General features: G+C 68.1%; 12 protein-coding genes. All 12 read right to left on the bottom strand.

Annotated elements, in window-relative coordinates; genetic code table 11:
- Nucleotides 1-20: 20 nt before the first annotated feature.
- The 12 genes from C3E99_RS01320 to C3E99_RS01265 all read right to left on the bottom strand — a co-directional run bounded on the left by C3E99_RS01320 (nt 21) and on the right by C3E99_RS01265 (nt 24,921).
- The gene (locus C3E99_RS01320; protein WP_104960276.1) at nt 21-1,766 is read right to left on the bottom strand and encodes a gamma-glutamyltransferase family protein; all 1,746 of its coding nucleotides are present in this window, start codon (nt 1,764-1,766) and stop codon (nt 21-23) included.
- Nucleotides 1,767-1,774: 8 nt separating this feature from the next.
- Entirely contained in the window at nt 1,775-3,085 is a 1,311-nt protein-coding gene (locus tag C3E99_RS01315; protein WP_083675189.1) for a dicarboxylate/amino acid:cation symporter, read from the bottom strand.
- Between the two features lie 161 nt (nt 3,086-3,246).
- Nucleotides 3,247-4,497: an FAD-dependent oxidoreductase gene (locus tag C3E99_RS01310; protein WP_104959313.1), complete on the bottom strand. Its 1,251-nt coding sequence runs from the start codon at nt 4,495-4,497 to the stop codon at nt 3,247-3,249.
- 121 nt (nt 4,498-4,618) lie between these two features.
- The gene (locus C3E99_RS01305) at nt 4,619-5,518 is read right to left on the bottom strand and encodes a LysR family transcriptional regulator (protein ID WP_076073925.1); all 900 of its coding nucleotides are present in this window, start codon (nt 5,516-5,518) and stop codon (nt 4,619-4,621) included.
- Nucleotides 5,519-5,565: 47 nt separating this feature from the next.
- Entirely contained in the window at nt 5,566-5,910 is a 345-nt protein-coding gene (locus C3E99_RS01300; RefSeq protein WP_083675188.1) for a RidA family protein, read from the bottom strand.
- 88 nt (nt 5,911-5,998) lie between these two features.
- Complete coding sequence (locus C3E99_RS01295) at nt 5,999-13,720, bottom strand: autotransporter-associated beta strand repeat-containing protein (protein WP_104959312.1); 7,722 nt, start codon at nt 13,718-13,720, stop codon at nt 5,999-6,001.
- A 58-nt stretch (nt 13,721-13,778) separates the two neighbouring features.
- Complete coding sequence (locus tag C3E99_RS01290) at nt 13,779-15,479, bottom strand: N-acyl-D-amino-acid deacylase family protein (protein WP_083675187.1); 1,701 nt, start codon at nt 15,477-15,479, stop codon at nt 13,779-13,781.
- A gap of 26 nt (nt 15,480-15,505) precedes the next feature.
- Nucleotides 15,506-16,402 carry a D-alanyl-D-alanine carboxypeptidase family protein gene (locus C3E99_RS01285; protein ID WP_076073920.1) on the bottom strand — a complete coding sequence of 299 codons (897 nt, stop codon included), beginning with the start codon at nt 16,400-16,402 and terminating at the stop codon, nt 15,506-15,508.
- A 41-nt stretch (nt 16,403-16,443) separates the two neighbouring features.
- Nucleotides 16,444-19,518: a TonB-dependent receptor domain-containing protein gene (locus C3E99_RS01280; protein ID WP_158682040.1), complete on the bottom strand. Its 3,075-nt coding sequence runs from the start codon at nt 19,516-19,518 to the stop codon at nt 16,444-16,446.
- A gap of 309 nt (nt 19,519-19,827) precedes the next feature.
- Entirely contained in the window at nt 19,828-20,952 is a 1,125-nt protein-coding gene (gene tgt / locus C3E99_RS01275) for a tRNA guanosine(34) transglycosylase Tgt (protein WP_076073917.1), read from the bottom strand.
- A 59-nt stretch (nt 20,953-21,011) separates the two neighbouring features.
- A complete protein-coding gene (locus tag C3E99_RS01270) occupies nt 21,012-23,186 on the bottom strand; it encodes an EAL domain-containing protein (RefSeq protein WP_104959310.1) in 2,175 nt (724 codons plus the stop codon).
- 133 nt (nt 23,187-23,319) lie between these two features.
- On the bottom strand, nt 23,320-24,921 hold the full coding sequence (locus tag C3E99_RS01265; RefSeq protein WP_076077531.1) for an arylsulfatase: 1,602 nt from the start codon (nt 24,919-24,921) through the stop codon (nt 23,320-23,322).
- Between the last annotated feature and the right edge of the window lie 25 nt (nt 24,922-24,946).

The raw sequence follows: 24,946 nt of genomic DNA, 5'->3' as shown, positions 1-24,946 counted from the left end.
TGTCTTCCTTTCGCAGGGGATCAATGATGAAGCGGGAGGTCGATCGTGCGCGCGACGCCGTCGCGGCGGTGATCGGCCGCGCCCTCGAAACGGCCGTCGCGGATCAGGACGCCGTGCAGCCCCGAATCCTCGCCCGACCCGGCGCGCACCGCGACGCCGCGCGCCGCCATCGCCGCGCGCAGCGCGGGCGCGAAACGGCTTTCCTCTCCGGCAAAACCGGGCCCGCGCGCGACGAGATTGGGCAGCGCGAACGCCTGGTCGAGCGGCAGATGCCAGTCGATCGCGCCGATCAGCGCCTTCGACACATAAGCGAGGATCGCATTGCCGCCCGGCGAACCGATCGCGCCCGCAAGCCGGCGGTCGCGGTCGAGGATGATCGTCGGGGTCATCGACGAACGCGGCCGCTTGCCCGGCGCGATGGCATTGGGGCCGCTGGGCACGAAAGAGAAATCGGTCATCTGGTTGTTGAGGAAGAAGCCGTCGACCATGCGGCCCGAACCGAAGAAGCTTTCGACCGTCGTCGTCATCGACACCGCATTGCCGTCGCCGTCGACGATCACGAAATGCGAGGTGCCAGGAACCTCGGCCGTCGCATCGATGCGCATCGCCGCTGCCCCCGGCGGATGCCCCGCCTCCGGCGCGGGGCCGGCACGGTCGCCGATCAGCGCCGCGCGCGCCGCGACATAGGCGGGATCGAGCAGCCCCCGGACGGGCACGTTCGCAACGTCGCCGACATAGGCGTCGCGATCGGCATACATCAGCCGGCTCGCCTCGGCATATTTCACCCACGCCACCGGGTCGCCGGGGCCGCGCGCGGCGATGTCGGTACGCTCGACCATCGCCATCAGCTGGAGCAGGCCCACCCCGCTCGAGGGCGGCGGCGGCACGCAGAGGACATAGACACGGTAGTTGCCGCACAGCGCCTGCCGCACGACGGGCCTGTAGGCGGCGAGGTCGGCCTCGGTCATGCTGCCGGCGAGCGTGCCCTCGTGCAGCCGCGCGACGATGCGCCGCGCGGTCTCGCCGCGATAGAGGGCATTCGGACCTTCCACCGCCAGACGGTGGACGAACGCCGCATAGGCGGGATTCTTCAGCGTATCGCCAGCGCGGACCTTGCCGCCGTGCCCGTCGCGGAAATAGCGCAGGACGTCGGGAGCGCCCGCCTGCGGATAGGGGCCGTGGACGAAGCGTTCGAGCCGCTTCGTCACCGTGAAGCCTTCGCGCGCGACCCGCTCTGTCCCGCCGAACAGATCGGACCAGCCCAGCTTTCCGCGCGCCTTCTGCGCCATCGCGAGCATCGCGACCGCGCCGGGAACGCCGGTGGCGCGGCCGCTGAGCACGGCGGTCTGGAACGGAAGCGGCTTGCCGCCATCGTCCAGGAACATGTCGGGCGTGGCACCGGCAGGTGCGACCTCGCGCCCGTCATAGACGGTGACCGCCTTCGTCGCCGCGTCGTAATGGACCATGAAGGCGCCGCCGCCGAGCCCCGAGCTTTGCGGTTCGACGAGCCCGAGCATCGCCTGGACGGCAACCGCTGCGTCGACCGCATTGCCGCCGCGCCGCAGCACGTCGAGGCCGGCCTCGACCGCGAGCGGGTGGGCAGCCGCCACGAACGCCTGCCGCGCCGCCTGCTCGCCCGCCGGCGATGCCGCCGATTGCGGCGGCGGCGACGCGGGCGCACAGGCCGCGAGCAGCGCCGCGGCGGCGAGAATCGAGCCGCGGATCATGGTGCCGAAAACGGCGCCGATCGGGCGGCGAAAGGGCATGATCGGCCTCATTCGTCGTCGGCGGAAAGATATTCGCGCACGTCCATTTCCTTTTCCCAGCGTGCGACGGCGGTGGCGATCGACAGGTCGGAGGTGACGTTGGGGATGGTGCGGATCATGTCGAGGATGCGGTCGAAGGGCAGGACGAAGCCGACGACGATCGCGGTCTGCTCCGGCGTGATGCCGATCGCATGAAGCACGGCCGCGAGCACGAAAAGCGAGCCCGAGGGCACCGGCGCGACCCCCATCGCGACGATCGTCGTCGTGCCGGCGATGACGAGATAATCGGCGAGGCTCAGATCGACGCCGAATGCCTGCGCGGCGAAAAGCGTCAGCATCGCGACATACATGGCGGCGCCGTCCATGCCGATGGTGGCGCCGAGCGGCAGCACGGTCGAGGCGACCGGGGGCGATACGCCCAGGTTGCGTTCGGCGACGCGAATCGCGACAGGCAGCGTCGCGCTGCTCGACGAGGTCGAAAAGCCGACCATGATCGCATCGGCGATGCCGCGAAAGAAAGGTAGGGGCGGCAGCCAGGCGAGCAGCCGCACGACGATGCCGCCATGGATGACCAGCGTCACGATCGCCGATCCCACGACGACGCAGAGGCCGAGCTTGAGCACCGCGAGGAAGCTCGTCGGGCCCGTCGTGCCCATCACCACCGCGATCAGCGCGAAAACGCCGAAGGGCGCGGTTTCCATTACGAAGCCGACGATGCGTAGCATCACCTCCGCACCGCCCGCGAGCAGGTTGCGCACCGGTTCGGCCTCCTTGCCCGCGGCGATGACCCCCGCACCGACAAGGACGGCGAAGAAGATCACCGACAGCGTGGAGCCGTTCGCCATCGCGCCGATCGGATTGTCGGGCACGATCTCCATGAACATGCGCGCCGTGTCCTGCGGCTCGGCGACGACGCGCGGAACCGCGCCGGCAAAACTCGCCCCCGCCCCCGGCGCGATCAGCGTCGCAACGATAAGGCCGGTCATCACCGCAAGCGCGGTGGTGAAGACATACATGCCGAGCGTTTTCACCCCGATGCTGCCGAGGCGCTTGGGATCGGCGAGCGCGGCGACGCCCGAAGCAATGGTCAGGAAGACGAGCGGAATGACCAGCATGCGGATCAACCGCACGAAAAGTTCGCCGATCCACGCGATCGAGGTCGCGTCCTCACCCCAGACGAGCCCGAGGATCGCGCCGAGGACGAGTGCGGCGAGGATGCGCTTCCACAGAGCGACGCCGAACCACCAGCCGCAGGCGCGGCGCAGCACCCCGGGCGATGCCTCCGTCGGTCGGGGGGCCGGCTGCGAAGTTTCCGTCATCTGTTCCATCCTTTGCGGCCCGCTCCCTTCATGGTCGTGCCGAGCGACCTCTTGTCATACCCTGTCACAAGTTCCCACCGTTCCCGCCCCAGTGGATCGGCGGGAACGGTGGGTCGGCGTCCTTATCCGGCCGCTCTGTCCTCGTTTCGCGCCGCCACCGCTCAGCCCCCGCCTTCGACGATGGCGGCGACGCGTTCGGCCGAACCCGCCGCATAGGTCCAGCCAAGCGCCCCATGCCCCGTGTTGGCGATCACGCCCGGCGCAATCAGCCGGGTGATCGGAAGCGAATCGGGCGTCATCGGACGAAGGCCCGCCCAGCTCGATTCGATCCGGTCATAATCCGCGGCCGCGGGCAGCGCGGCCCGCGCGCTCCGTACCAGCGCGGCGAGGCGCGCGGGGTCGACCGCCGCGTCGCGGCGGCCGAGATCGGCAAGGCCGGCGATCCGCATCCTGTCTCCGAGCCGCGCGAAAACGACGCGATTGGCCGAATCGGTGATGCTGACGCGCGGCGCCCCCTCGCCCGGCTGCGCCGTGATCGAATACCCCTTCATCGGCATGACCGGCAGGCGGACGCCGACGCTGCGCGCAAGGCCCACCGACGCCATGCCGGCGCACAGGATGATATGGTCGGCCTCGATCCGCCGGCCGCCGGCGATCACCGCCGGGCGGCGCCAGCTCGCGTCGATGCGGTCGATGGCGGTGTCATAAAGGCTGGCGAAGCCTCCCCGAGCCGCCAGCGCCGCCTGCGCACCCGTGCAGAAGCGATAGGGATCGCCGACCTCCTCGCCCGCGGTGTGGATCGCCCCGACGATCGAGGCGCGGATCGATTCGAGCGCCGGTTCGATCGCGACGGCCCGGTCGGGGTCGATTACGGTCTGTTCGGCGCCGGCCGCCATCTTGTCGGAGAGAAGCGTCTGCGCCGCCGCGAAACTCTTGGCCGAGCGATAGACGATGATCTTGCCCGGCCGATCGTGCGCGAAATCGATCGCGTGCCGCCGCACCAGCGCGTGCAGGGCGCGGCGCGACAGGAAGGCGAGCGCCAACCCCTCCAGCGTGTTGCGGCGAAAGCGGCCGGCGCTGCCGTTGCGCAGGAAGGCGAGATTCCAGCGCAGATAATCGAGGTCGAGCCGCGGAGAAAAGCGGAAGGCCGGATCGCGCGACAGCAGCAGCCAGGGGAATTGCGCGATGGTCGAGGGACTCGCGAGCGCGTCGGTATAGGCATAGCTGAGCTGTGCGCCATTGGCGAAGGACGTCCCGCGACCCGGCCCTTCGGCGCGGTCGATCAGGGTGACCCGGTGACCGCGGTCGGCGAGCGTCAGCGCGGTCGCCATGCCGACGACCCCGGCACCGATCACGATCAGGTCCCGCGGTGCCGTTGCCGAGGCCTCGCCCAGACGAAATTCCGCGCGCATCTATTTGATTCCATCCCCCATGCCAGCGCGCCCGCGAAGCGGAGCCGCTTGTTCGCGGGGATGATTGTCGAACCGGCGCCGACCGCAAAGCGGCAACCTTTGCGGCTGGTATAGCCCGAAGCTATGAACCGGTGTCGCGGACGGCTTCCAGGACGTCGCTGAAGGTGCGGAGGAACTGGCGGACGACCTTCGACGGCTGGCGATCCTCCAGCGTCACCCAGGAAATGGTGAATTCGAGCGGCGGGTCGGTCCGGAACCAGTTGAAGTCGGGCGATTGCGACGCGCGCGCGGTGAATTCGTCGACTACGGTCACGCCGCCTTCGAGCTGGGCGAGGCGCGCCGCGATGAAGAAGGTCTGCACCGACACCGCCTCGCGATAGGCGATGCCGCGTTCCAGTGCGGCGCGGGTCAGCACATCGCCGATCGGTCCCGTCGCGGCGACGCCGATCAGATCGCGGTCGGCCAGCTGATCGAGCGGCAGGCGGTCCCCGACATCGCCGAAGGCCTGCGCGGGCGCGAAGGCGACAAGCTCCCCCTGCGCCAGCACGGCGCTCGTCAGCCGCGGATGCGGCGGCGGGGTATAGACGATCGCCAGATCGGTCTCGCGCTCGATCAGCGAGCGGACGAGATCGTCGTGATGGTGGGTATGCACTTCGAAGGTGACGCGCGGCCAGTCGCGCCGGAACTGCGCCATCGCCTGCGGGATGACGTCGAGCGCGAGGCTGGGCACGATACCCAGGCGGATATGGCCGCCCCCCGCCTGCGACAGGTTGCGCGCGGTCTGCTGCAGCGAGGCCAGCCGGTCGAAGATATCCCCGGCTTCGCGAATCAGTGCATGCGCCTCGTCGGTCGGGATCAGGCGCCCGCGCGCGAGCTGGAACAATTGGAAGCCCAGATTGTCCTCGGCATGGCGCAAGGTCTTGGAAACAGAGGGTTGCGACACGCCCAGCACACGTGCCGCGGCGCTGATCGATCCATGGGTATAGACCGCATGGAAGACTTCAATCTGACGAAACCGCATGCCCCCTCTGTAGCCCTGCAGCAGCACGGGACCAACGGCTTTCGCGGTCATGGTCGTTTGGCGACCGCTTCGACCTCGACCAGCGCATCGGGCGCGAGCAGCGCCGAAACCACCGTCGACCGGGCCGGATAGGGGTCCCCGAACACGCGCACATAGGCCGCATTGAACGCCGCGCCATGGCGGGCGTCGGTCAGCCAGGCGGTGACTTTCACCACGTCGCGCGGCGTGCATCCCTCGCTCGCCAGGACGCGGACGAGATTGGCCAGCGCACGCTCGGCCTGCGCCTCGATGCCGCCCGGCACGATCGCGCCGTCATCGCCGCGGGCAAGCTGGCCCGAGGTGAAGACGAGGGAATCGGCGCAGCGCGACGCCGAAAGGGGGGGAGCCGTCATCATTCTCTCCAATCATGCCCGCCCCCGATGAGGCGGGCGAACGGGTTCGCGGCGCCGCCCCGGAAGGCGGACGCCGCGAACCGCCGCGTCAGAAGACGAAGCCCAGCGAGACCGTGCCGGCGTGATCCTGGACATTCGCGCCGAGCTGGCCCGAATAGCCGAGGCTGAAGCGCATCTTGTCCGTAAGACGCCACATCAGATCGACGTCCAGAACCGCGGCGTCCCGCGCGATTGCGGCCCCCGCCACGCGGAACGGCGCCGCGGTGCCGCCGGCAAAGCGCAGGTTCGACACCGGGGCGATGGTCCCGAAACCATGCTGCCACGCGGCCGAGGCGCGCACCGCCAGCGGACCGGTCGCCGAGGTCTCGGCGCGCAGCCCAAGGGTCGACAGCGTGAAGCCGTCCTTGGCGCGATCGGCGGCGAGGGCGAGCGGCCCGGCGCCCGTTTCGGTGAACGCCTTGGTCCGCGCCTCGACATGGGCGATTCCCGCAAAGGGTTCGACACTGCCGCCACCAAGCGCCAGCGGCAGGCCGACATCGGCGAAGCCGTGCAGCACGCTGCCGCCATAGCTGGCCGTATGATTGCCCGAGAGACCGCCGAACGCCGGAGCGCGCTCGCTGTCCACATCGACGTCCGAATAGCCGGCGCCGACGCTCAGCCGCAGCCCGGCCAGCCGCGCGCCGCCATAGGCCATGACGTGCAGCGATTTCGCACGGGCGCTGCTCGCCCGGGCCGCGCCGGTGATGTCGTTGCTGCCATAGCCGATGGCCAGGCCGCCTCGCGCATCCGCGTCGCCGACGTCGATCCCGCCGATGATGCCGTTGGTCTGGCGCTCGATGCGCGCAGCATTCGGGCGGTCGCGGTTGTCGCCGCGGCTGGTGAAGCCCTGGAGCCACATTCCCAGCCCGTCGGGCGCGGTGCCGAGCCGCTGCATCACGGCGGCGCGCGGCCGGCGCAGATCCTCGACCATCGCGGTGCGGACCGAAGCGTGGATCTCCCCCGATGCGAGGTCGAAGGCGCCGCGCGCCCCGGCGCCGTCGAGATAGAGCACCGCGTCGTACAGCGCGCTGCCCAGGCCCGCCGACTGGATGGCCGAAGCGACCGAGCGCTGGTTGGCGGTCGCCGCGACGTCGGTGAAATCGACGTCGTTGCGCGTCAGGTTCAGCGTCACCGCATTGGCCGAATAGCCCAGCGTCGGCGTCAGGAAGGCGAGGTTCGTCGTCACCCCCTCGAACCCGTTGGAGGCGCCGCCGCGGACTACCCCGCCGGCGGCCTCGATCAGCGTGTAATCGCTGGTGATCGCATAATTGCCGGCACCGGCCAGCACCTCGACCGTGCCGCCGTCGATCACGACCTGCCCCGTGGTGCGCAGCAGGTCGGCGGTGCCGTCGGGGTTCACCTCGACCGCGAACACCGATCCCGCCTCGAACGTCGCCGAGCGCGCGGTCAGCAGCCCGATGCTGTTGCCCGGGGCCAGCGTCCCGCCGCTGCGGACGACGATGTCGCCGAGCCGCCCGGTGCCGCCCAGCAGCCCGCCGGCGGCCGCGATCGCGGTTCCGCCCAGCGCGCCGTTGACGCGCAATTGCCCCGCATCGACGGTCGTGGTTCCGGTGAAGGCCGAGGAATCGGCCGTCAACGTCAGGGTGCCGGTGCCCTGCTGGCGCAGCTGCCCCTGACCGGTGATCGTGCCGCCATAGCCGATATCGTCCGACCGGTCGAAGGCCAGCGTGCCGCCGCCGATCAGGACGTTGCCGGGCAGCGCCCCGCTGGTGCCGCCCGCGCCGATCTGCAGCGTGCCCGCCAGGATGCGCGTGCCGCCCGTATAATCGTTCGCGCCGGTCAGGATCAGCGTGCCGAGGTCCTGCTTGGCAAGGCTGCCCGTGCCGGTGAGATTGGAGGCGATGGTCGCGCGGGTCGAAGCACCGCCCGCGGTGCCGTCGCCGACGCGCACGTCGACCGCGCCCGCCAGCGTCAGCGGGTCGCCTTCGACGCGATAGCCGTCGGTCGCGAACTGGATGCCGGTCGCCGACACCGCGCCCGCGGCATTGTCGATCGTGACCGTTCCGGCCGCGCCGTCGAACACGGCGAAGCGTCCGCCCCAGGCTTCGCTCGAAGCGCCGTCGGAGTCGGTCCAGTTGCTGCCGCTTCCGGCGCTCCACACGCCGTCGCCGCCCGCGATGGTGCCGTCGCCCGCGGTCTTCGTCCCGTTCCAGAACTGAATGGAAGAAAGGCCGCTGCCGTCGTCGACGACCAGATTGACCTGACCGGTGACCGAGGTCTGGACCGTCCCCGTAATGCCGGCGCCCAGCGGATCGACGTCGAGTCCGTTGTCGGTCAGCGCGCCGCCATAGGCGAAGATCCGATAGAGGCCGGCGCCGAAGCCGGTATCCGGGGTGACTGCGAGGGTGCCGTCGAGCGTCAGGTCGCCGAGCACCTCGAACAGGGTCGGGGCACTTTCGCTTCCCAGTGTCGCCGCGACGGTCGAACCTGCGCCGAGTTCAAGCGCCTGCAGCGTCAGCGTCTGGCCGGACAGGCCGGCGAGCGTGCCGTCGACGACCACATTCCCCGCCAGCAGGCCGGCACCGCCCAGCGATGCGCCGGCTTCGACGAGGACGTCGCTCGTCAGATTGCCGTCGACCAGCAAGCCGCCGCCGCGCACGGTGATACCGCCGCCGAGCGCGCCGGTGCCGCCATAGGTCAGCGTCCCGGTGCCGGTCTTGACGAGCGAGCCGTCACCCGACAGCGCGCCGGTATAGCTGGTGCTGAGCCCCGTTCCGCCGAGGGTGAGCGCGGCGCCGTTGATGTTGGTGGCGCCAACACCCGACAGACCGCCGATCTCCTGATCGAAGCCGGTGATGATATCGAGGATACCGGCGCTTTCGAGGACGACCTCGGAATTCGCCGACATCGCGTTCGTTGCGCCGCCGCGGAACGTGCCGTTCCTGACGATGGTGTCGCCGCTGTAGGTCGTGCCCGGAGCGCGCAGCGTCAGGCCGCCGGCGGCACCGGGCGAATCGACGATCAGCTGGCCGGTGCCGGTGATCGGCGCGGTGGTGAAGGCCACCACCTGGTTCGTGCGGTTGATGATCAGCCGGCCGTTGTTGGTGACCTGGCCGCTGACGCTGCCCGTCGTGCCGCCATTGCCCCAGCGCAGCGTGGCGCCCGCGTCGATCGTGCTGCCCTCGGCGGTGGCGACGAAGGATGCGGTCACGGTCCAGTCGCCGGACTGGAAATAATAGCCCTCGAAATTGGTCATGCTGGGCAGAATGGCCGAGCCACTGCCCGTCAGATAGACGCGGTCGGGTCCCGATCCGGTGGCCGAGGCCCCGCGAATTTGCCCCGTCACCGTCGCGCCGGTGTCGATATAGAGGTTGTTCGATCCGCCGAGGAAATTGACGGCATAGTTGGTGCCGCTGCCGGTGAAGGCGGTGGTGCTGCCAGCTTCCAGCCGCACCGTCGAACCCGCCGCCGCCTGGATGGCATCGCCGTTGGTGGCGGTGATCGAACCGCGGTTGATGACCTCGCCCGCATCCAGATAGACGCCCGACGCGCCCTCGATCACCCCGCCGCTTTCGTTGAGCAGCGACAGCGTCGTTCCCGCCGCGGCATCGATGGCCCGATCGCTCGCGGTGATCCGTCCCGCATTGACGAGCGTCACCGTGCTCGCCGGTGTCGAGGCGACGATGCCGACCGCCGGCGTCGTGCCGGTCGTGGCGAGCGATCCGCCCGCATCGATCCGCAGCGTGCCGTCGGCGATCCGCGTGCCCCCGGCATGATTGTTCGCGCCGGTCAGGGTCAGCGTGCCCAGATCCCGCTTCACCAGGCTGCCCGCGCCGGTAAGGTTCGATGCGATCGTCGCGCTGGTCGCCGCGCCGGCCGCGGTGCCGTCGCCGACGCGCACGTCGACCGCGCCGGTCAGCGACAGCGGGTCGCCCTCGATGCGATAGCCGCTGCTGACGAACTGCATGCCGGCGGGTGCGATCGCGCCCGCGTCATCGTCGACCGTGACCGTTCCGGCCGAACCGGCGAACACCGCGAAGCGGCCGCCCCAGGCTTCGGTCGATACGCCGTCGAGGTCGGTCCAGTTGGTGGCGGGCCCGGGGCTCCACACGCCGTCGCCGCCCGCGATGATGCCGTCGCCCGCGGTTTTCGTTCCATTCCAGAACTGGATATCCGAAACCGTCGAACCGGTGGACACGACCAGATTGACCTGACCAGTTGTCGCGGTCTGCAACGCGCCGCTCGTGCCGCTGCCGAGGGGCCCGACGTCGAGCCCGTTGTCGGTCAGCGTGCCGCCGTAGGAGAAGATCCGATAGAGACCGGCACCGAAATCGGTCGCCGGCGTCACGGCCAGCGTGCCGTCGAGCGTCAGATCGCCCAGCACGTCGAACAGCACCGGCGCGCTTTCGCTTCCCAGCGTCGCGGCGACCGTGGCGTTCGTACCGAGGACGAGCGATTGCAACGTCAGCGTCTGTCCGGAAAGGCCGGCCAGCGTGCCGTCGATGACCGCATTTCCTGCCAGCGTGCCGGTGCCGCCAAGTCGGCCGCCGCTCTCTACGAGCAGATCGCCAGTCAGATTGCCATTGAGGAGCAGGCCGCCGCCGCGCACGGTGACGCCGCCGCCGAGCGCACCGGTGCCGCCATAGGTGAACGTCCCGGCGCCGACCTTGATCAGCGATCCATCGCCGGCGAAGGCACCGGTATAGCTGGTGCTCGTCCCCTTGCCGCCGAGGGTGAGCGCGGCGCCGTTGATGTTGGTCGCGCCGACGCCCGACAGGCCGCCGATCTCCTGGTCGAAGCCCGCGACGATGTCGAGCATGCCGGCGCTTTTTAGAACGACCTCGGAAGCCGCAGACATCGCATTGGTCGCAACGCCGCTGAATTTGCCGTTCTCGACGATGGTGTCGCCGCTATAGGTGGTGCCGGGCGCGCGCAGCGTCAGGCCGCCCGTCGCGCCCGGCGAATCGACGATCAGCTGGCCGGTGCCGGTAATCGGCGCGGTGGTGAAGCCGACCACCTGGTTCGTGCGGTTGACGATCAGCCGGCCATTGTTGGTGATCTGGCCGCTGATGCTGCCCGTCGTTCCGCCATTGCCCCAGCGCAGCGTGGCGCCTTCGTCGATCGTGCTGCCTTCGGCGGTGGCGAGGAAGGACGCGGTCACGGTCCAGTCGCCCGACTGGAAATAATATCCCTCGAAATTGGTCATGCTGGGCAGCACCGCCGAACCCGTGCCGTTCAGATAGACGCGATCGGGGCCCGACCCGGCCGCCGACGCGCCGCGAATCTGGCCGGTCACCGTCGCACCGGTGTCGAGATAGAGATTGTTCGACCCGCCGAGGAAATTGACGGCATAATTGGTGCCGCTGCCGGTGAAGGCGGTCGTGCTGCCCGCTTCGAGCCGCACCGTCGAGCCGGCCGCCGCCTGGATGGCATCGCCGGCCGTCGCGGTGATCGAACCGCGGTTGGTGACCTCGCCGGCATCCAGATAGACGCCCGACGCGCCCTCGATCACCCCGCCGCTTTCGTTGAGCAGCGACAGCGTCGTACCCGTCGCGGCGTCGACGGCCCGATCGCTCGCGGTGATCCGCCCCGCATTGACGAGCGTCACCGTGCTCGCCGGTGTCGAGGCGACGATGCCGACCGCGGGCGTTGCCCCGGTCGTGGCGAGCGATCCGCCGGCGTCGATCCGCAGCGTGCCACCCGCGATCCGCGTGCCGCCGGCATGGTCATTCGCGCCCGCGAGGATCAGCGTGCCGAGGTCCTGCTTGACCAGGCTGCCGCTGCCGGTGATGTTGGATGCGATCGTCGCGGAGGTCGTTGCGCCAGCCGCCGTGCCGTCACCGACACGCACATCGGTCGCACCGGCCAGCGTTAGCGGATCGCCCTCGACACGATAGCCATCGCTGACGAACTGGAGGCCCGAGGTCGAAATCGCACCGGCGGCGTCATCGATCGTGACCGTTCCGGCCGGACCGGTGAACACCGCGAAGCGGCCGCCCCAGGCTTCGGTCGATGCGCCGTCGAGGTCGGTCCAGTTGGTCCGTCCGTCGGCGCTCCACACGCCGTCGCCGCCCGCGATGGTGCCGTCGCCCGCCACCTTCGTTCCATTCCAGAACTGGATATCCGAAAGCGTCGAACCGGTGGACACGATCAGATTGACCTCACCGGCGGTCACGGTCTGCAACGCGCCGCTCGTGCCGCTGCCGAGAGGTCCGACGTCGAGCCCGTTATCGGTCAGCGTCCCGCCATAGGAGAAGATCCGGTAGAGGCCCGCCCCGAAATCGGTCGCCGGCGTCACGGTCAGCGCGCCGTCGAGCGTCAGGTCGCCCAGCACGTCGAACAGCACCGGCGCGCTTTCGCTTCCCAGCGTCGCCGCGACGGTCGAACCGGCGCCGAGCTGGAGCGACTGCAGTGTCAGCGTCTGCCCTGACAGGCCCGCGAGCGTACCGTTGACAATCGCATTGCCGGCGAGCGAGCCGGTGCCACCAAGTTGGCCGCCATTTTCGACGAGCAGATCGCTGGTGAGGGTGCCGTCGAGGAGCAAACCGCCGCCACGCACGGTGACGCCGCCGCCGAGCGCGCCGGTGCCGTCATAGGTGAACGTCCCGGCGCCGATCTTGGTCAGCGATCCGTCACCGGCGAAGGCGCCGGTATAGCTGGTGCTCGTTCCCTTGCCGCCGAGGGTGAGCGCCGCGCCGTTGATGTTCGTCGCCCCGACGCCCGACAGACCGCCGATCTCCTGATCGAAGCCCGTGACGATGTCGAGAATGCCGGCGCTCTCGAGAACCACCTCGGAACTCGCCGACATCGCATTGGTCGCAACGCCGCTGAACGTGCCATTCTTGACGATGGTGTCGCCGCTGTAGCTCGTCCCCGGCGCGCGCAGCGTCAGGCCGCCGGCGGCGCCGGGCGAATCGACGATCAGCTGGCCGGTGCCGGTGATCGACGCGGTGGTGAAGCCGACCACCTGGTTCGTGCGGTTGACGATCAGCCGGCCATTGTTGACGACGTTGCCACTGATGCTGCCGGTCGCGCCGCCGTTGCCCCAGCGCAGCGTCGCACCCTCCGCGATGGTGCTGCCTTCGGCCGCGGCGGTGATCGAGCTGGTCACCGTCCAGTCGCCGGAATCGATGTAATAGCCGTTGAAACCCGAGATCGGCCCCAGCGTCTGGGTGCCGGTGCCGGTCAGATAGACACGATTGGCGCCCACACCGCCGGTTGCGGCCCGGATCGTGCCGTTCACCGTGGCGCCCGTATCGATGTAGATGCTGTTGCCGCCGCCGGTGAAATTCACCGCATAGCTGGCCCCGGTCGTGGCGGAACTTGCCGAGGTGACGCTCCCCGACTCCAGTCGCACGATCGAGTCCTGCCCGGCGTTGATCGCATCGCCGGTCGAGGTTCCCGTCATCGTCGATGCGATCGTGCCGCGGTTGATCAGTTCGCCGGTGGTGAAATAGACGGCACGCGCGCCCGTGATTGATGCGCCGGCTTCGTTGGTCAGGTTCAGGCTTATCGGGGAGGCCGGCCCGATGGTGCTGGTCAGGGTAGTGGTTGATGTCGACTCGATCCGCCCCCGGTTGACGAGGGTCGCGGTGCCGGTCCCGGTCGTGGACAGGTTGATCACCCTGCCGGCCGTGGTGATGCTGCCGGTCTCGGTGATCGTCACCGTCTCTCCGGCGCCCAGACCGACCTGCGTTGTCCGCGCATCGTCGATCGTGATGTCCTGCGCGGCCGCCGCGGCGGGCAGCACCCCACCGAAGACCGACGCGCACAGCAGCGCCCGTAGCGAGATGTTTGCGTGACGCTTCATCCTGATTACCCCTTGATATTCCGTCGTGACGCCGTTCCGGCGATGGTCGTGGTTGCGCCTATGCGGCGCGGGCGCCGGGCCCGCGCAGGACCTTGCCCGGCCGCGCCGGGGTCCGCTTGCGGGCCAGCATCGTCGGCGTGCCGTTCACGATCACATGTTCGATGCCCACGGGCAGCTGGATCGGATTCTCGAACGTGGCGACGTCGTCGATGCGCGCGTAGTCGAAGATGGTGACGTCGGCCCAGTTCCCCGGCTTGATCAGGCCGCGCCCGGCGAGACGAAGATTGGCGGCGGGCACCGAGGTCATCTTGGCGATGGCCTGTTCGAGCGTCAGCACCTTCCGGCGGCGGACATATTCTGCAATGATCCGCGGGAAACACCCATAAGACCGCGGATGCGGATAACCCTTGTCGCTTCCCGGTCCATAGCGGACCCCGGCATCGCTGCCGATGCCGATCCACGGAAACTTCAGCGCCGTTTCGATGTCCTTCTCGCTCATCATGAAATAGAAGGCGCTGGCGCGCTGCTTTTCCGCCAGCACGATGTCCCAAGCCGCATCGGCCGGATCCTTGCCCAAGGCCGCCGCGATGTCGGTGATCTTCATGCCGCGGAAGCGATCATATTCCTCGCTGAACGGCACGCCGAGCACCACCCGGTCCCATCCGCCGGCGTTGTAGACGAAGTTGGTCCAGTCCTTCTGGTTGCCCTTGGCGACCTCGGCCTTCAGCCGCGCGCGGATCGCCGGGTCGCGAAGCTGTTCCTTCGCGTGCGCCATGCCATCCTTGAACATCCAGTTGGGAACGGTCGTGCGCAGTCCGGTTCCCGCCGCTTCATAGGGATACATGTCGGCGAAGACGTTGAGGCCTCCAGCGCGCGCGCGGTCGATCTTGCGCCCCATCTCGCCGATCAGCTTGCCCCAGCCTGGCGCGAAGGCGGCCTTCAGATGATAGATATGGACGTCGGTTCCGGCGGCCTGCCCGATCCCGATCGCCTCGTCGATCGCTTCGAGGACGAATTCGCCCTCGTCGCGCATGTGGGTCGCATAGGTCCCCTTGTAACGGCCGACGGGACGCGCCAGTTCGATCAGCTCTTCCGTCGTCATGAAGCTGGCGGGCGGATAGATGAGCGCCGTCGACATGCCGAGCGCGCCGGCGCGCATCGCCTCGTCGACCAGGTCGGCCATCTCCGCGATCTGCGCCTTGCTCGGCCGGGCGGCGGACGATCCCGCCACGGCCCGCCGCGCCTGCGACGCGCTGTAATAGGTGCCGAAATTGACCGCCATGCCATTGGCGTCGAGATCAGCCAGATAGGCCGAGACCTGGTCGGCGGGAACCGGCGTTCCCATCTCGCCCGCGATCAGGGTGGTCAGGCCCATGCGAACCTTGCTGCCGCCCGACCCGCGATTGCGCACCGCGCGGCCGGACTGGTCCATCGTGTCGATCCAGCCCGGCGAAACCACCAGCCCGCGCGCGTCGATCTCCTGCTTGCCGCGGCGGCCGACCGCGCCGACCTCGACGAACCGGCCGCCCGATATCGCAACGTCTGCCTCGAAGCCGGGCGCGCCGCTGCCGTCGACGACGCGGCCGCCCCGAATGACGAGGTCATAGGGTTCGGTCGCCGCCGCTCCCTCGGCGCCGTCCGCCGCCAGGGCCGCATGGCTGGCGAGCAGCGCCCCCGCCCCGCCCGCGCCGAGCAGCCCCAGCAAGGCGCGACGATCGAGCGGCACCGCCGGATCGCGCGTTTCATTTTCCTTGGTCATCTTCTCGCCTCCCCGCCGGCCGGACATCAGTTGGCCAACGCCGCGATTGCCTTCGCGTCGGCGAACCGCTGCGACGAGGTTTCGCTTCCCAGCACGACGATGATGCGGTTGCTGCCCCCCTTCGACGTCGCCAGGATGATGCTCTGCCCCGACGACGGGGTGCCCGTGGTCGCGACACCGCCGATGTCCGGACCAAGCAGGCGGTTGCCGTTGTTCCATGACTTGCTGCGGGTCGTGCCGTCGGTGCCGATGATCGTCGCGCTATAGCTTTTGGCGCCGACGATCTCGCGCAGGATCGGGTCCGCCATCACTGCGACTCCCAGACGCGCGAGGTCGTGGGCGGTGCTGGCGCGTCCGTTCTCCCCGGCGTCGATATAGGCGGAACGGAAGACACTGTCCTTCATGCCCAGCTTGCGCGCGGCGCGGTTCATCTCGGCGATGAACGACCGGCTATGCGCCGGAACCTTTTCCAGCTGGCGAAAGTTCGATTCTGCGAAGCGATTGTTGAACGTCCGCGACAGCGCGAGCGCGGTGTCGCTCGCCGCCCCGACCAGCGTTGCATAGAGTGCGTCGCGCACGGTCATGCGCTCGCCGCCCAAGGCGCCCGACTTGGTCACCTGGATCTTCGTCATATAGGCCTGGATCTCGATCGTCTGATCGAGCAGCTTCGGGTCCTCCGCCGCGAGCCGCGCCACCAGAAGCGCCGTCATCAGCTTGGGAAAGCCGCCGACCTTGAGCCGTTCCTCGGCATTGTGCTGGGCGATGACCTTGCCGCTCGGATTGTCGACCATGATCCAGGACGGCGCCGAAATGCCCGCCGCATCCTGTTCGGCCGCATCGTCGGCCTGCGCCATCGCGGGGGTCGCGCAAACAGCGATCAGCCCGGCCGCCAGCGCTGTATAGAGCCCTTTGAACCTATGCATGAAAATCTCCTCTGGTAATGGGGCAGAGCGGCCGGCGGCGCTCAGAAGGACTTCGACAGCTGGGCGTAGAAGTGACGGCCGACCGAGTTGTGAAGCGAGCCGAGGTAGCCGAAGTCGGCGGCCGCCAGCGGCGGCGCCTTGTTGGCGATGTTGTTGACGCCGAACCGGACGCTCGTCCCCTTCATCGCCCCGCGCTTGAAATCATAGCCGACATAGGCGTTGACGGTGGTCCACGAGTCGACCTGCCACAGGGTGAGGTCGGCGAGCCGCGCGCCCGTCTGTTCGACCGAGCTGATGTAGCGCGCCGACATACCGGCCACGACAGGCCCGTTGCGCCAGGTCAGGCTTCCGGTCACCCGCCACCGCGGACGGCCGTTCTGGCGGAGAAGGTCGCCCGTCCCGGGAACGAGGAACTGCGAATCGATCTCTCCCGATGCCTGCGCGTCGAGCAGTTCCTGCGCCATGGCCGACGGCTCCTGCTGATATTTGAGCAGGTGGGCCGCGTTCAGCCGGACCGAAATATTGCCGATCGGCGTTCCCCGGACATCGTATCGCGCCGTGATGTCGAGCCCTTCGATCGTTTCGGGCTGAAGGTTCATGAAGCTGTCGAATATCTCGACCATCGAGCCGACCGGTTCGAGACCGGTGCCGTCGAAGGTCGCCAGCTGTTCCGGCGTCACCTCGTCGCGGATCACGGCGGGATTCGAGCTGCCGCGCAGGCGCAGGAGATAATCCAGCGCGGCGTGATTGGTGGCGCCGAACAGGCCGATCGAATTGATCTGGTGCACGCGCCAATAATCGAGCATCAGCGTCAGCCGCCCCCAGCCGCTCGGCAGCTTGGGCTGGAAGACAACGCCATAGGAAAAGGTTTCGGCATCCTCGGCCAGCAGGTCGGCGTTGGAGCGATAGTTGGTCAGCGTGGTTGCGCGGGCGCAGACGCCGAAATCGGGGATGCGGCCGGCGCGCTTGTCGGCCTCGCAGCGATAATAATCCTGATAGCCGCTGCTCGCCTGCGAGTCGGCGTTCGACACCTGCGCCAGGTCGGGCGCGCGGAAGCTCTGCGACCACGACCCGCGCACAAGCAGGCGGGGCGCGATTTCCCACGACGCCGCCACCTTGGGCTTCGCAATCCAGCCAAAGTCCGAATAGCGCTCAACCCGGCCGGCCAGCTGCACGTCGATCGCGCGGATCAGCGGCATGCCCATCTCGGGCGATACCAGCGGGATCGCCAGTTCGGCGTAGGCCGAAATGACGTTGCGGTTCGCCGCGGTGTTGGGAAGCGGCTGCGATCCCATGATGTCGCTGTCCGAATTGCCGTCGGTGCGACCGAACATGTCCTCGAACTTGATCGTGCCGTTGATCCGGTCGCCGCGGTCGTCGGCATAGGTTTCGCGCCGCCATTCGGTCCCCAGCGCGATACCGACGTCACCGGCCGGCAACTGGAACAGGTCGGGGGTCGACAGCCGGGCATCCCACGACGCCAGCGACGATTTCGAGGCACGCGTGTTGCTGACCAGGAAACTGGTCAAATCTTCCGAAGGCAGGGCGTCGGGGCCCGACGGATCGGTGGCGCTCGATCCGTTGAACGGGTTGTAGGCATCGGGCGTGGTGCGGGCCAGCGCCTGCTGGAACAGCGTCTTGCTGATCTCGGCGTGGCTGATGTCCTTCTTGTGCGCCTCGGAATAGACGAAGCCCGATTCCCAGTCGAACCGGCCGAACCGGCCGCGCAGACCCGCGACGACGCGATAATTTTCATCCTTCACCGTATAGGGCCGCGGGCCGACGTCCACGGGCGTGTAGGTCCGCAGATAGACGTCGAGCCCTTCCGCCGGCACCGTCGCTAGCGTCAGGCCGGGCAGGCGGTTCGGATTGGGGCTGCCGTCTGGCATGGTGAGCGGGCCGAACGGATTCCAGTAATTGCTCGCCGGAATCCGGATCATCGAGGTCGATGTGGTGCCGACCCGGTTGCGCTGCCCCTGATAGTCGGCGCGATAATAGTTGAACTCGGCAAAGCCCTCTAGATTCTCCGAGAATTCATGCTCGAGCGTGCTGTACAGATTGTAGCGCTCGCGTCCGCCGAGCAGCCAGCGCTGGTCGTTTTCGTTCCAGTAGAGGTTGCGGTCGGTCGTGGCCGACTGCAACCCGGTCTTCAGGCAGTTGCCGCCGGCGATGACGCTCGACCCCGAACAGCCGTTCTGCACCGGAACGATGTGGAACTGGCCGCTGCTGTTGGTCAGCGCCGTCGTGCCCTGGCGCACGGTGCGCGGGTTGACCAGGACGAGCCACGCCCAGGGGTTGGTGTTCGATCGCAGGTCGAAGTTGGTATCGCCTTCGAACGGCGTTCCCTCGACGCGCGGCCGCTGGTCCGAATTGGCCGAATAGTCGCGCTCGTCGGCGCGCATCGGGCTCGCCTTGTAATAGCTGCCGAACAGCGTCAGGTTCGTCCGCCCGTCGTTGAAGCTCCGCCCCCATTTGAAGGAAGAGCTGAAGCGATAATGGTCGGTATCCTCCGAAAAGCCGTAGCGCGCCGTCAGCTTCAGCCCCTCGTACCGCTTGTCGAGCACGATGTTGACCACCCCGGCGACCGCGTCGGCGCCATAGATGGCGGCGGCACCGTCGCGCAGAATCTCGACACGGCGGATGGCGGAGACGGGAATCTCGTTGATGTTCGCGGTCTGCACACGCACCAGATTCTCGACCTGGGTGCCGGGATGCTTGACCATGCGGCGGCCGTTGAGCAGCACCAGCGTGTTGCCCGTGCCCAGGCTGCGGATGTTGATCGACGCGACGTCGCCGCGCGAATCGGTCAGATTGCCCGACATCCGGCTTTCATTGAAACCGACGTCGCCCGCCTGCGCGACCTCGCGGAACAGGTCGTCGCCGGTATCGGCGCCGGTCGCCGCAACCTCGTCTTCGTCCATGTTCGTGACCGGAAGCAGCCCGGTCGGGTTGGCGCCCTGGATATGCGATCCGGTGACGACGATGTCGCCCGGATTCTCACGGGGCGATGCGGGGGCAGCCTGAACGTCCTCTGCGTTTGCCGAAGCATCGGAAGAAGAACTAGCTTGAGCGAAGGCCGGAGAGGACAAGAGCAGCGCGATTGCCGTACCCGTCATCAAATATCCGACAGAATTTTTCATCCCCCTCTACCCCTTTTTATTTATATATGAATTTTCATTACCTCGCACGACGTCATTCCCTCAAGGCGAACTGAGAGATTCGATTTATCGGCGGGTTTTTATCTGATCTTGTCTTGCCTATTCGCGGATCAAGCTATCAGACGAAGGAAGGTGCTCAACCCAAATCGGTTCGACAGGGTATATATTCAGGTTATGCTTCGCCTTCGAAGCGCGGCAGGGACGGGAAAGGCAGCACGCGCCGGCCGCAATTGCTCCATGCCCTCTCGAAGGGCGGGGGGTGGCGTCCTATTTGCGGTAGCGGGCCGTAAAATCGGTCCGGAAGGCGGCGAAGCGTCCGGCCGCGATCGCATCGCGCATCGCCTGCATCAGCGCCTGATAGAAATGCAGATTATGCTGCGTCATCAGCATCGCGCCGAGCATCTCGCCCGCACGGACGAGATGATGGAGATAGGCGCGCGACCAGGTCGTGCAGACCGGGCAGCCGCACGACGCATCGAGCGACCCCAGGTCCTCCGCATGCTTCGCGTTGCGGATATTGACCGGTCCATCCCAAGTGAAGGCCTGCCCGTTGCGGCCCGATCGCGTCGGCAGCACGCAGTCGAACATGTCGACCCCGCGCGCGACCGCGCCGACCAGATCGTCGGGCTTGCCGACCCCCATCAGATAGCGCGGCCGGTCGGCGGGGAGCTGGGCGGGCGCGAAGTCGAGCACGCCGAACATCGCCGCCTGCCCCTCGCCCACCGCAAGGCCGCCGATCGCATAGCCGTCGAAGCCGATTTCGATCAGCGCCTCGGCCGAACGCTTGCGCAGCCTTTCGTCGAGCGAGCCCTGCTGGATGCCGAACAGCGCGGCGCGCGCGGCGTGCGCCTCGCCCGCGTCGAACCCCGCGCGGCTGCGCGCCGCCCAGCGCATCGAGCGCTCCATGCTCGCCTCGGCGCGTTTCGCGTCGACCCCGGCGGGGGGGCATTCGTCGAATGCCATGACGATATCGCTGCCGAGCAGGCGCTGGATCTCCATCGAGCGTTCGGGGGTCAGCAGGTGGCGCGACCCGTCGAGATGGCTCTTGAAGGCGACGCCCTCCTCGCTCTGCTTGGTCAGCGCCGACAGGCTCATCACCTGATAGCCGCCGCTGTCGGTCAGGATCGGCCGGTCCCAGCCCATGAAATCGTGCAGCCCGCCGAGCCGCGCCATGCGCTCGGCCCCCGGGCGCAGCATCAGGTGATAGGTGTTGCCGAGGATGATGTCGGCACCGCTCGCGCGCACTTCGGCCGGGCGCATCGCCTTCACCGTCGCCGCGGTGCCGACCGGCATGAAGGCGGGGGTGCGGATTTCGCCGCGCGCCATGCGGATCACGCCCGTCCGCGCGGGCCCGTCGGTCGCGGCGACGGTGAAGGCGAATCTGTCGGTCATCGCGCGCGCCTATGGCGGGGGCGCCACCGAAAGTCGAGGGCGGCGGCGCCGGAGGCGCCTCAGGCAGCCTTCCAGTCGTTCGTCGTCGTGAAGGCGGGCAAGGTCATCGCCGATTCGATCTGCTGGTTCGCCGCCGCGATCAGATAGGGCGAAACGCGGTGGCGGGTACACAGCCCGCCGTTGCCGTCGCTGACGAGCGAATGCTCGAACTCGATGCCCTGCTGATGCTTCGTCGAGCGCCGCACGGTGGCGGTCACCAGCTGTCCCTCGCCGAAGTCGATCACGAACTGCGTGCCCACCGGCACGTCGAGCAGTCCTTCGATGAAGGCGCCGGTCGCCGACAGGTTGCGGATGACGACGGCATAACGATGATTGCCGTGGACCGCGCCGACCTTGCGGAACATCTGGAAACGGTCGTTGCGCTGCTTCGCCGGCCCCGACGGCTTGATCGTCCACGACCCCGCCTCGGCATGCTCGACCAGTTCGCCGTCGGCCACCGGCTTGCTGTAAACATAGCCTTGGACGTGGCTGACCCCCAGCTTGCGGATCAGGTCGAGCTGGTCGAGCGATTCGATGCCCTCCGCCGTCGTTTCCATGTCGAGCGCCTCGGCAAGTGCGACGATCGCCGCAATGATCGCCGCATTCCGAGACCCCTTCTCCGTCGCGCCGCGCACGAAGCTCTGGTCGATCTTGATCTTGTCGAACGGCGCCGACTGCAAATAGCCGAGCGAGGAATAGCCGGTGCCGAAATCGTCGAGCGCGAGCCGCACGCCGAGCCCCTTCAGCGCCTTGAACATCCGCGCAGTCTCGGCCGAATCGCCCAGGAATACGCTCTCGGTGATCTCGAGCTCGAGCCGGTCAGGCGACAGCCCCGTGGCCGCGAGGGCGTTGGCGACGATCTTGGGCAAATTCTCGTTCGCGAACTGGATCGGCGAGACGTTGACCGCGACGCGCAGCCCGCCCGGCCAGCGCGCGGCGTCCTCGCACGCCTTGCGCAGCACCCACTCGCCGAGCGGCCAGATCAGATTCGCCTCCTCGGCGATCGGGATGAACATCGAGGGGGAGATGATTCCGCGCTCGGGATGCAACCAGCGCACCAGCGCCTCGACCCCGGTCACCATGTTCGACTGCGAATGGACGACCGGCTGATAGCTGAGTTCCATCTGCCCGCGCGCCAGTGCATCGCGCAGATCCTCCTCCAGCGCGCGGCGATCCTCGGCCGCCTGATGGAGGTCGCTCGAATAGAAGCGGAAGCGCCCGCGCCCGCCCCCCTTCGCGGCATAGAGCGCGAGGTCGGCGTTGCGCACAAGGTCTTCGCTGGTCATGCCGTCGAAGGGTGCGATCGCAACCCCGACCGAGGTGCCGATGATGCAGCGGCTGCCCTCGACCGAATAGGGTTGCGACAGGTTGGCGATGATTTCGGCGGCAAGGTCGCCCAGTTTGCCGCGGTCGTCCTGATCGGGCAGGATGATCTGGAATTCGTCGCCGCCCAGGCGGCTGACCATCTCCTTGTCGCCGACGATCTTGAGCAGCCGTTCGGCGACCTGCTTGAGCAGCGCGTCGCCCGCCGGATGGCCGAGCGTGTCGTTGACCTGCTTGAAGCGGTCGAGGTCGAGCAGCATGATCGCGCAACTCCGCTGCTGCTGCGTGAAGGCGGCGAGCGTCGATTCGAGCTTCTTCGAGATGTGGAAGCGATTCGCGAGTCCGGTCAGCGAATCGTATAGGGCGAGACGCGAGGCATCCTCGGCCGAGCGGCGCTGCGCGGTGACGTCGGTGCCGCTGCCGCGATAGCCGGTGAACTGGCCCGCGGCGTCGAAGTGCGGGCGCCCCGAAACCGACCACCAGCGCTCTTCGCCATCGATCGCCGCACGCAGCGGCAGCTCGTCGAACTTCGATTGCCGGGTCAGCAGGAAAGGCAGCGTGCGCTGCCGCTCGCCATGGCTGTCGGCGGGGTGGAACAGGTCGGTGAGCGGCGTGCCGAGCAGGTCGGCGGCCCGCTTGTCCATGACTTCGGCGACGGCTTCGCTGATATAGGTCAGCGCGCCGCCGGCATCGGTCGACCAGAACCAGCCGCGACCGCTGTCCTCGTAATTGCGGAGCAGCAGCACCGCCTCGCGCGTATGCAGGCCGGGCAGCGGCGTCTCTGCGCGCTGTCCACCGAGCCGCGAACCGAGCTTGCCCAGAAAGCCGCGCTGCTCCGCAGCGCCCGCGTCCGCCGGATCGTCGGCACGCATGCGCGCGGACGATTGGGTCCCCCGATTCGTACTGATCCCCGCCATCAGACCGCTATGCCAATCAGGCCTTGCGATACGGTAAATGTCGCCACGCCGGACGAACCCGCGCAACGGCCCGCTCAGAAGCGCGGCATTACCGCCCCACGCCGGACGGTTCGGGCGATACGACGCCGTTCGCCGCCGCATAACGGCGCCAATATTCCGCCAGCCTTGCAGCCAGCGACGGCTTTGCGGCGGCGATATCCCGCGTTTCGCCGGGATCGGCGGCGAGGTCGAAGAGTCGCCACGCCGCCTGCGGCGAAGCCGGCCGACTCAGCTTCCAGTCGCCCTGGCGCATGGCGCGACTGCCATGCAACTCCCATCCGAACCGCTCCTCCTCCCGATGGACGCGCGGCTGGCGTCCGCGGGCATGAGCGAGGATGGATCGACCGGAATAGGAATCGGGCGCCTTCACGCCCGCCAACGCGAGCAGCGAGACGGGAAGATCGCGGATCGTCATCAGCGCCGCGCTGCGTTCGCCTCTGCGGATGCCGAGAGCCGGGCCGGCGACAATGGCGGGCACCTTGATACCGCCTTCGGCAACCGAGCCCTTCGACCCGCCATAGGGCGCCGCGCTCACTGCGGCCCAATCGGGCCCATAGGAAATATAGGACCCGGCGCGCCCCATATTGGCGAGGCTATTGTCGAAGGTTCGTGCGACCCACGGTGCATTACGCGGAAAGCGGTCGGGTTGGACGCCCTCCGCGCCATTGTCGGACAGGAACAGGATCAGCGTGTTCGCCAGATCGCCGCCGTCGGCCAGATGTCGGATCACGCGGCCAATTTCATCGTCCATCTGCTCGACCATCGCCGAATAGATTTCCATCCGCTTCGCTTCGACCGCACGGTCGGCCGGGGACATGTCCTGCCATGCGCGCGAAAAGTGCGCGGGCGCGGCCTGACCCGCATGCAGGATTCCCAATTGCATCATCCGCGCGAGGCGCTGGCGCCATATCGCTTCGTGGCCGGCATCGTAGCGGCCCTGCGCGCGCCGCAGATAGGCGTCCGGCGCCTGAAGCGGCCAGTGTGGCGCGGTATAGGCGAGATAGGCGAAGAAGGGCTTCCGCTCGCGCCGGCTCTCGTCGATCGCCGACAGGATATAATCGGTGTAGAAGCGGGTGGAGAAGAAGTCGGACGGCAGCCGTTCGACCATCCGGCCGTTTTCGCGGTAATGGGCGACGGGCTCACTGGCGAAGGTTCCCAGCTGGTCGGGAAAATGGCTGCCCGCCCCTTCGAGCAGGGCGAACGACCTGTCGAACCCGTTCGCGGCCGGGCTGTGCTCCTCTCCCGCGCCAAGGTGCCATTTGCCGGCCATCGCCGTCAGATACCCCGCGCGGCGGAGCAGCGCGGCGACCGAAACCGACCGCGCGTTGAGATAGGTCTCATAGCCCGGACGCCCGATCTGGTTGGGCGCGATCCGTTCCTCCATGCTGCCGAAGCCGACGCGATGATGGTCCTGCCCCGTCAGCAACATCGCGCGCGTCGGCGAGCAGCTCGGGCTGGCATAGAAATTGTCGAGCGCCAGCCCCTGCCCGGCAAGCCAGCTCAAATTGGGTGTCGGTATCTCTCCGCCATAGGGCGCGATGTCGGAATAGCCGAGATCGTCGGCAAGGATCAGCAGGATGTTGGGACGCTTTTCCGCCGCCTCTCCGGCAGCGGCAGCAGGCGCCGACAGTCCCAGAAAGACCGCCAGCATCAGCCAGCCCGCTCGGCGTGCCCCG

It is taken from the genome of Sphingopyxis sp. MG (genome assembly GCF_002953155.1).
GTDB lineage: Bacteria > Pseudomonadota > Alphaproteobacteria > Sphingomonadales > Sphingomonadaceae > Sphingopyxis > Sphingopyxis granuli.
This window is presented reverse-complemented; position numbering and strand designations above follow the sequence as displayed.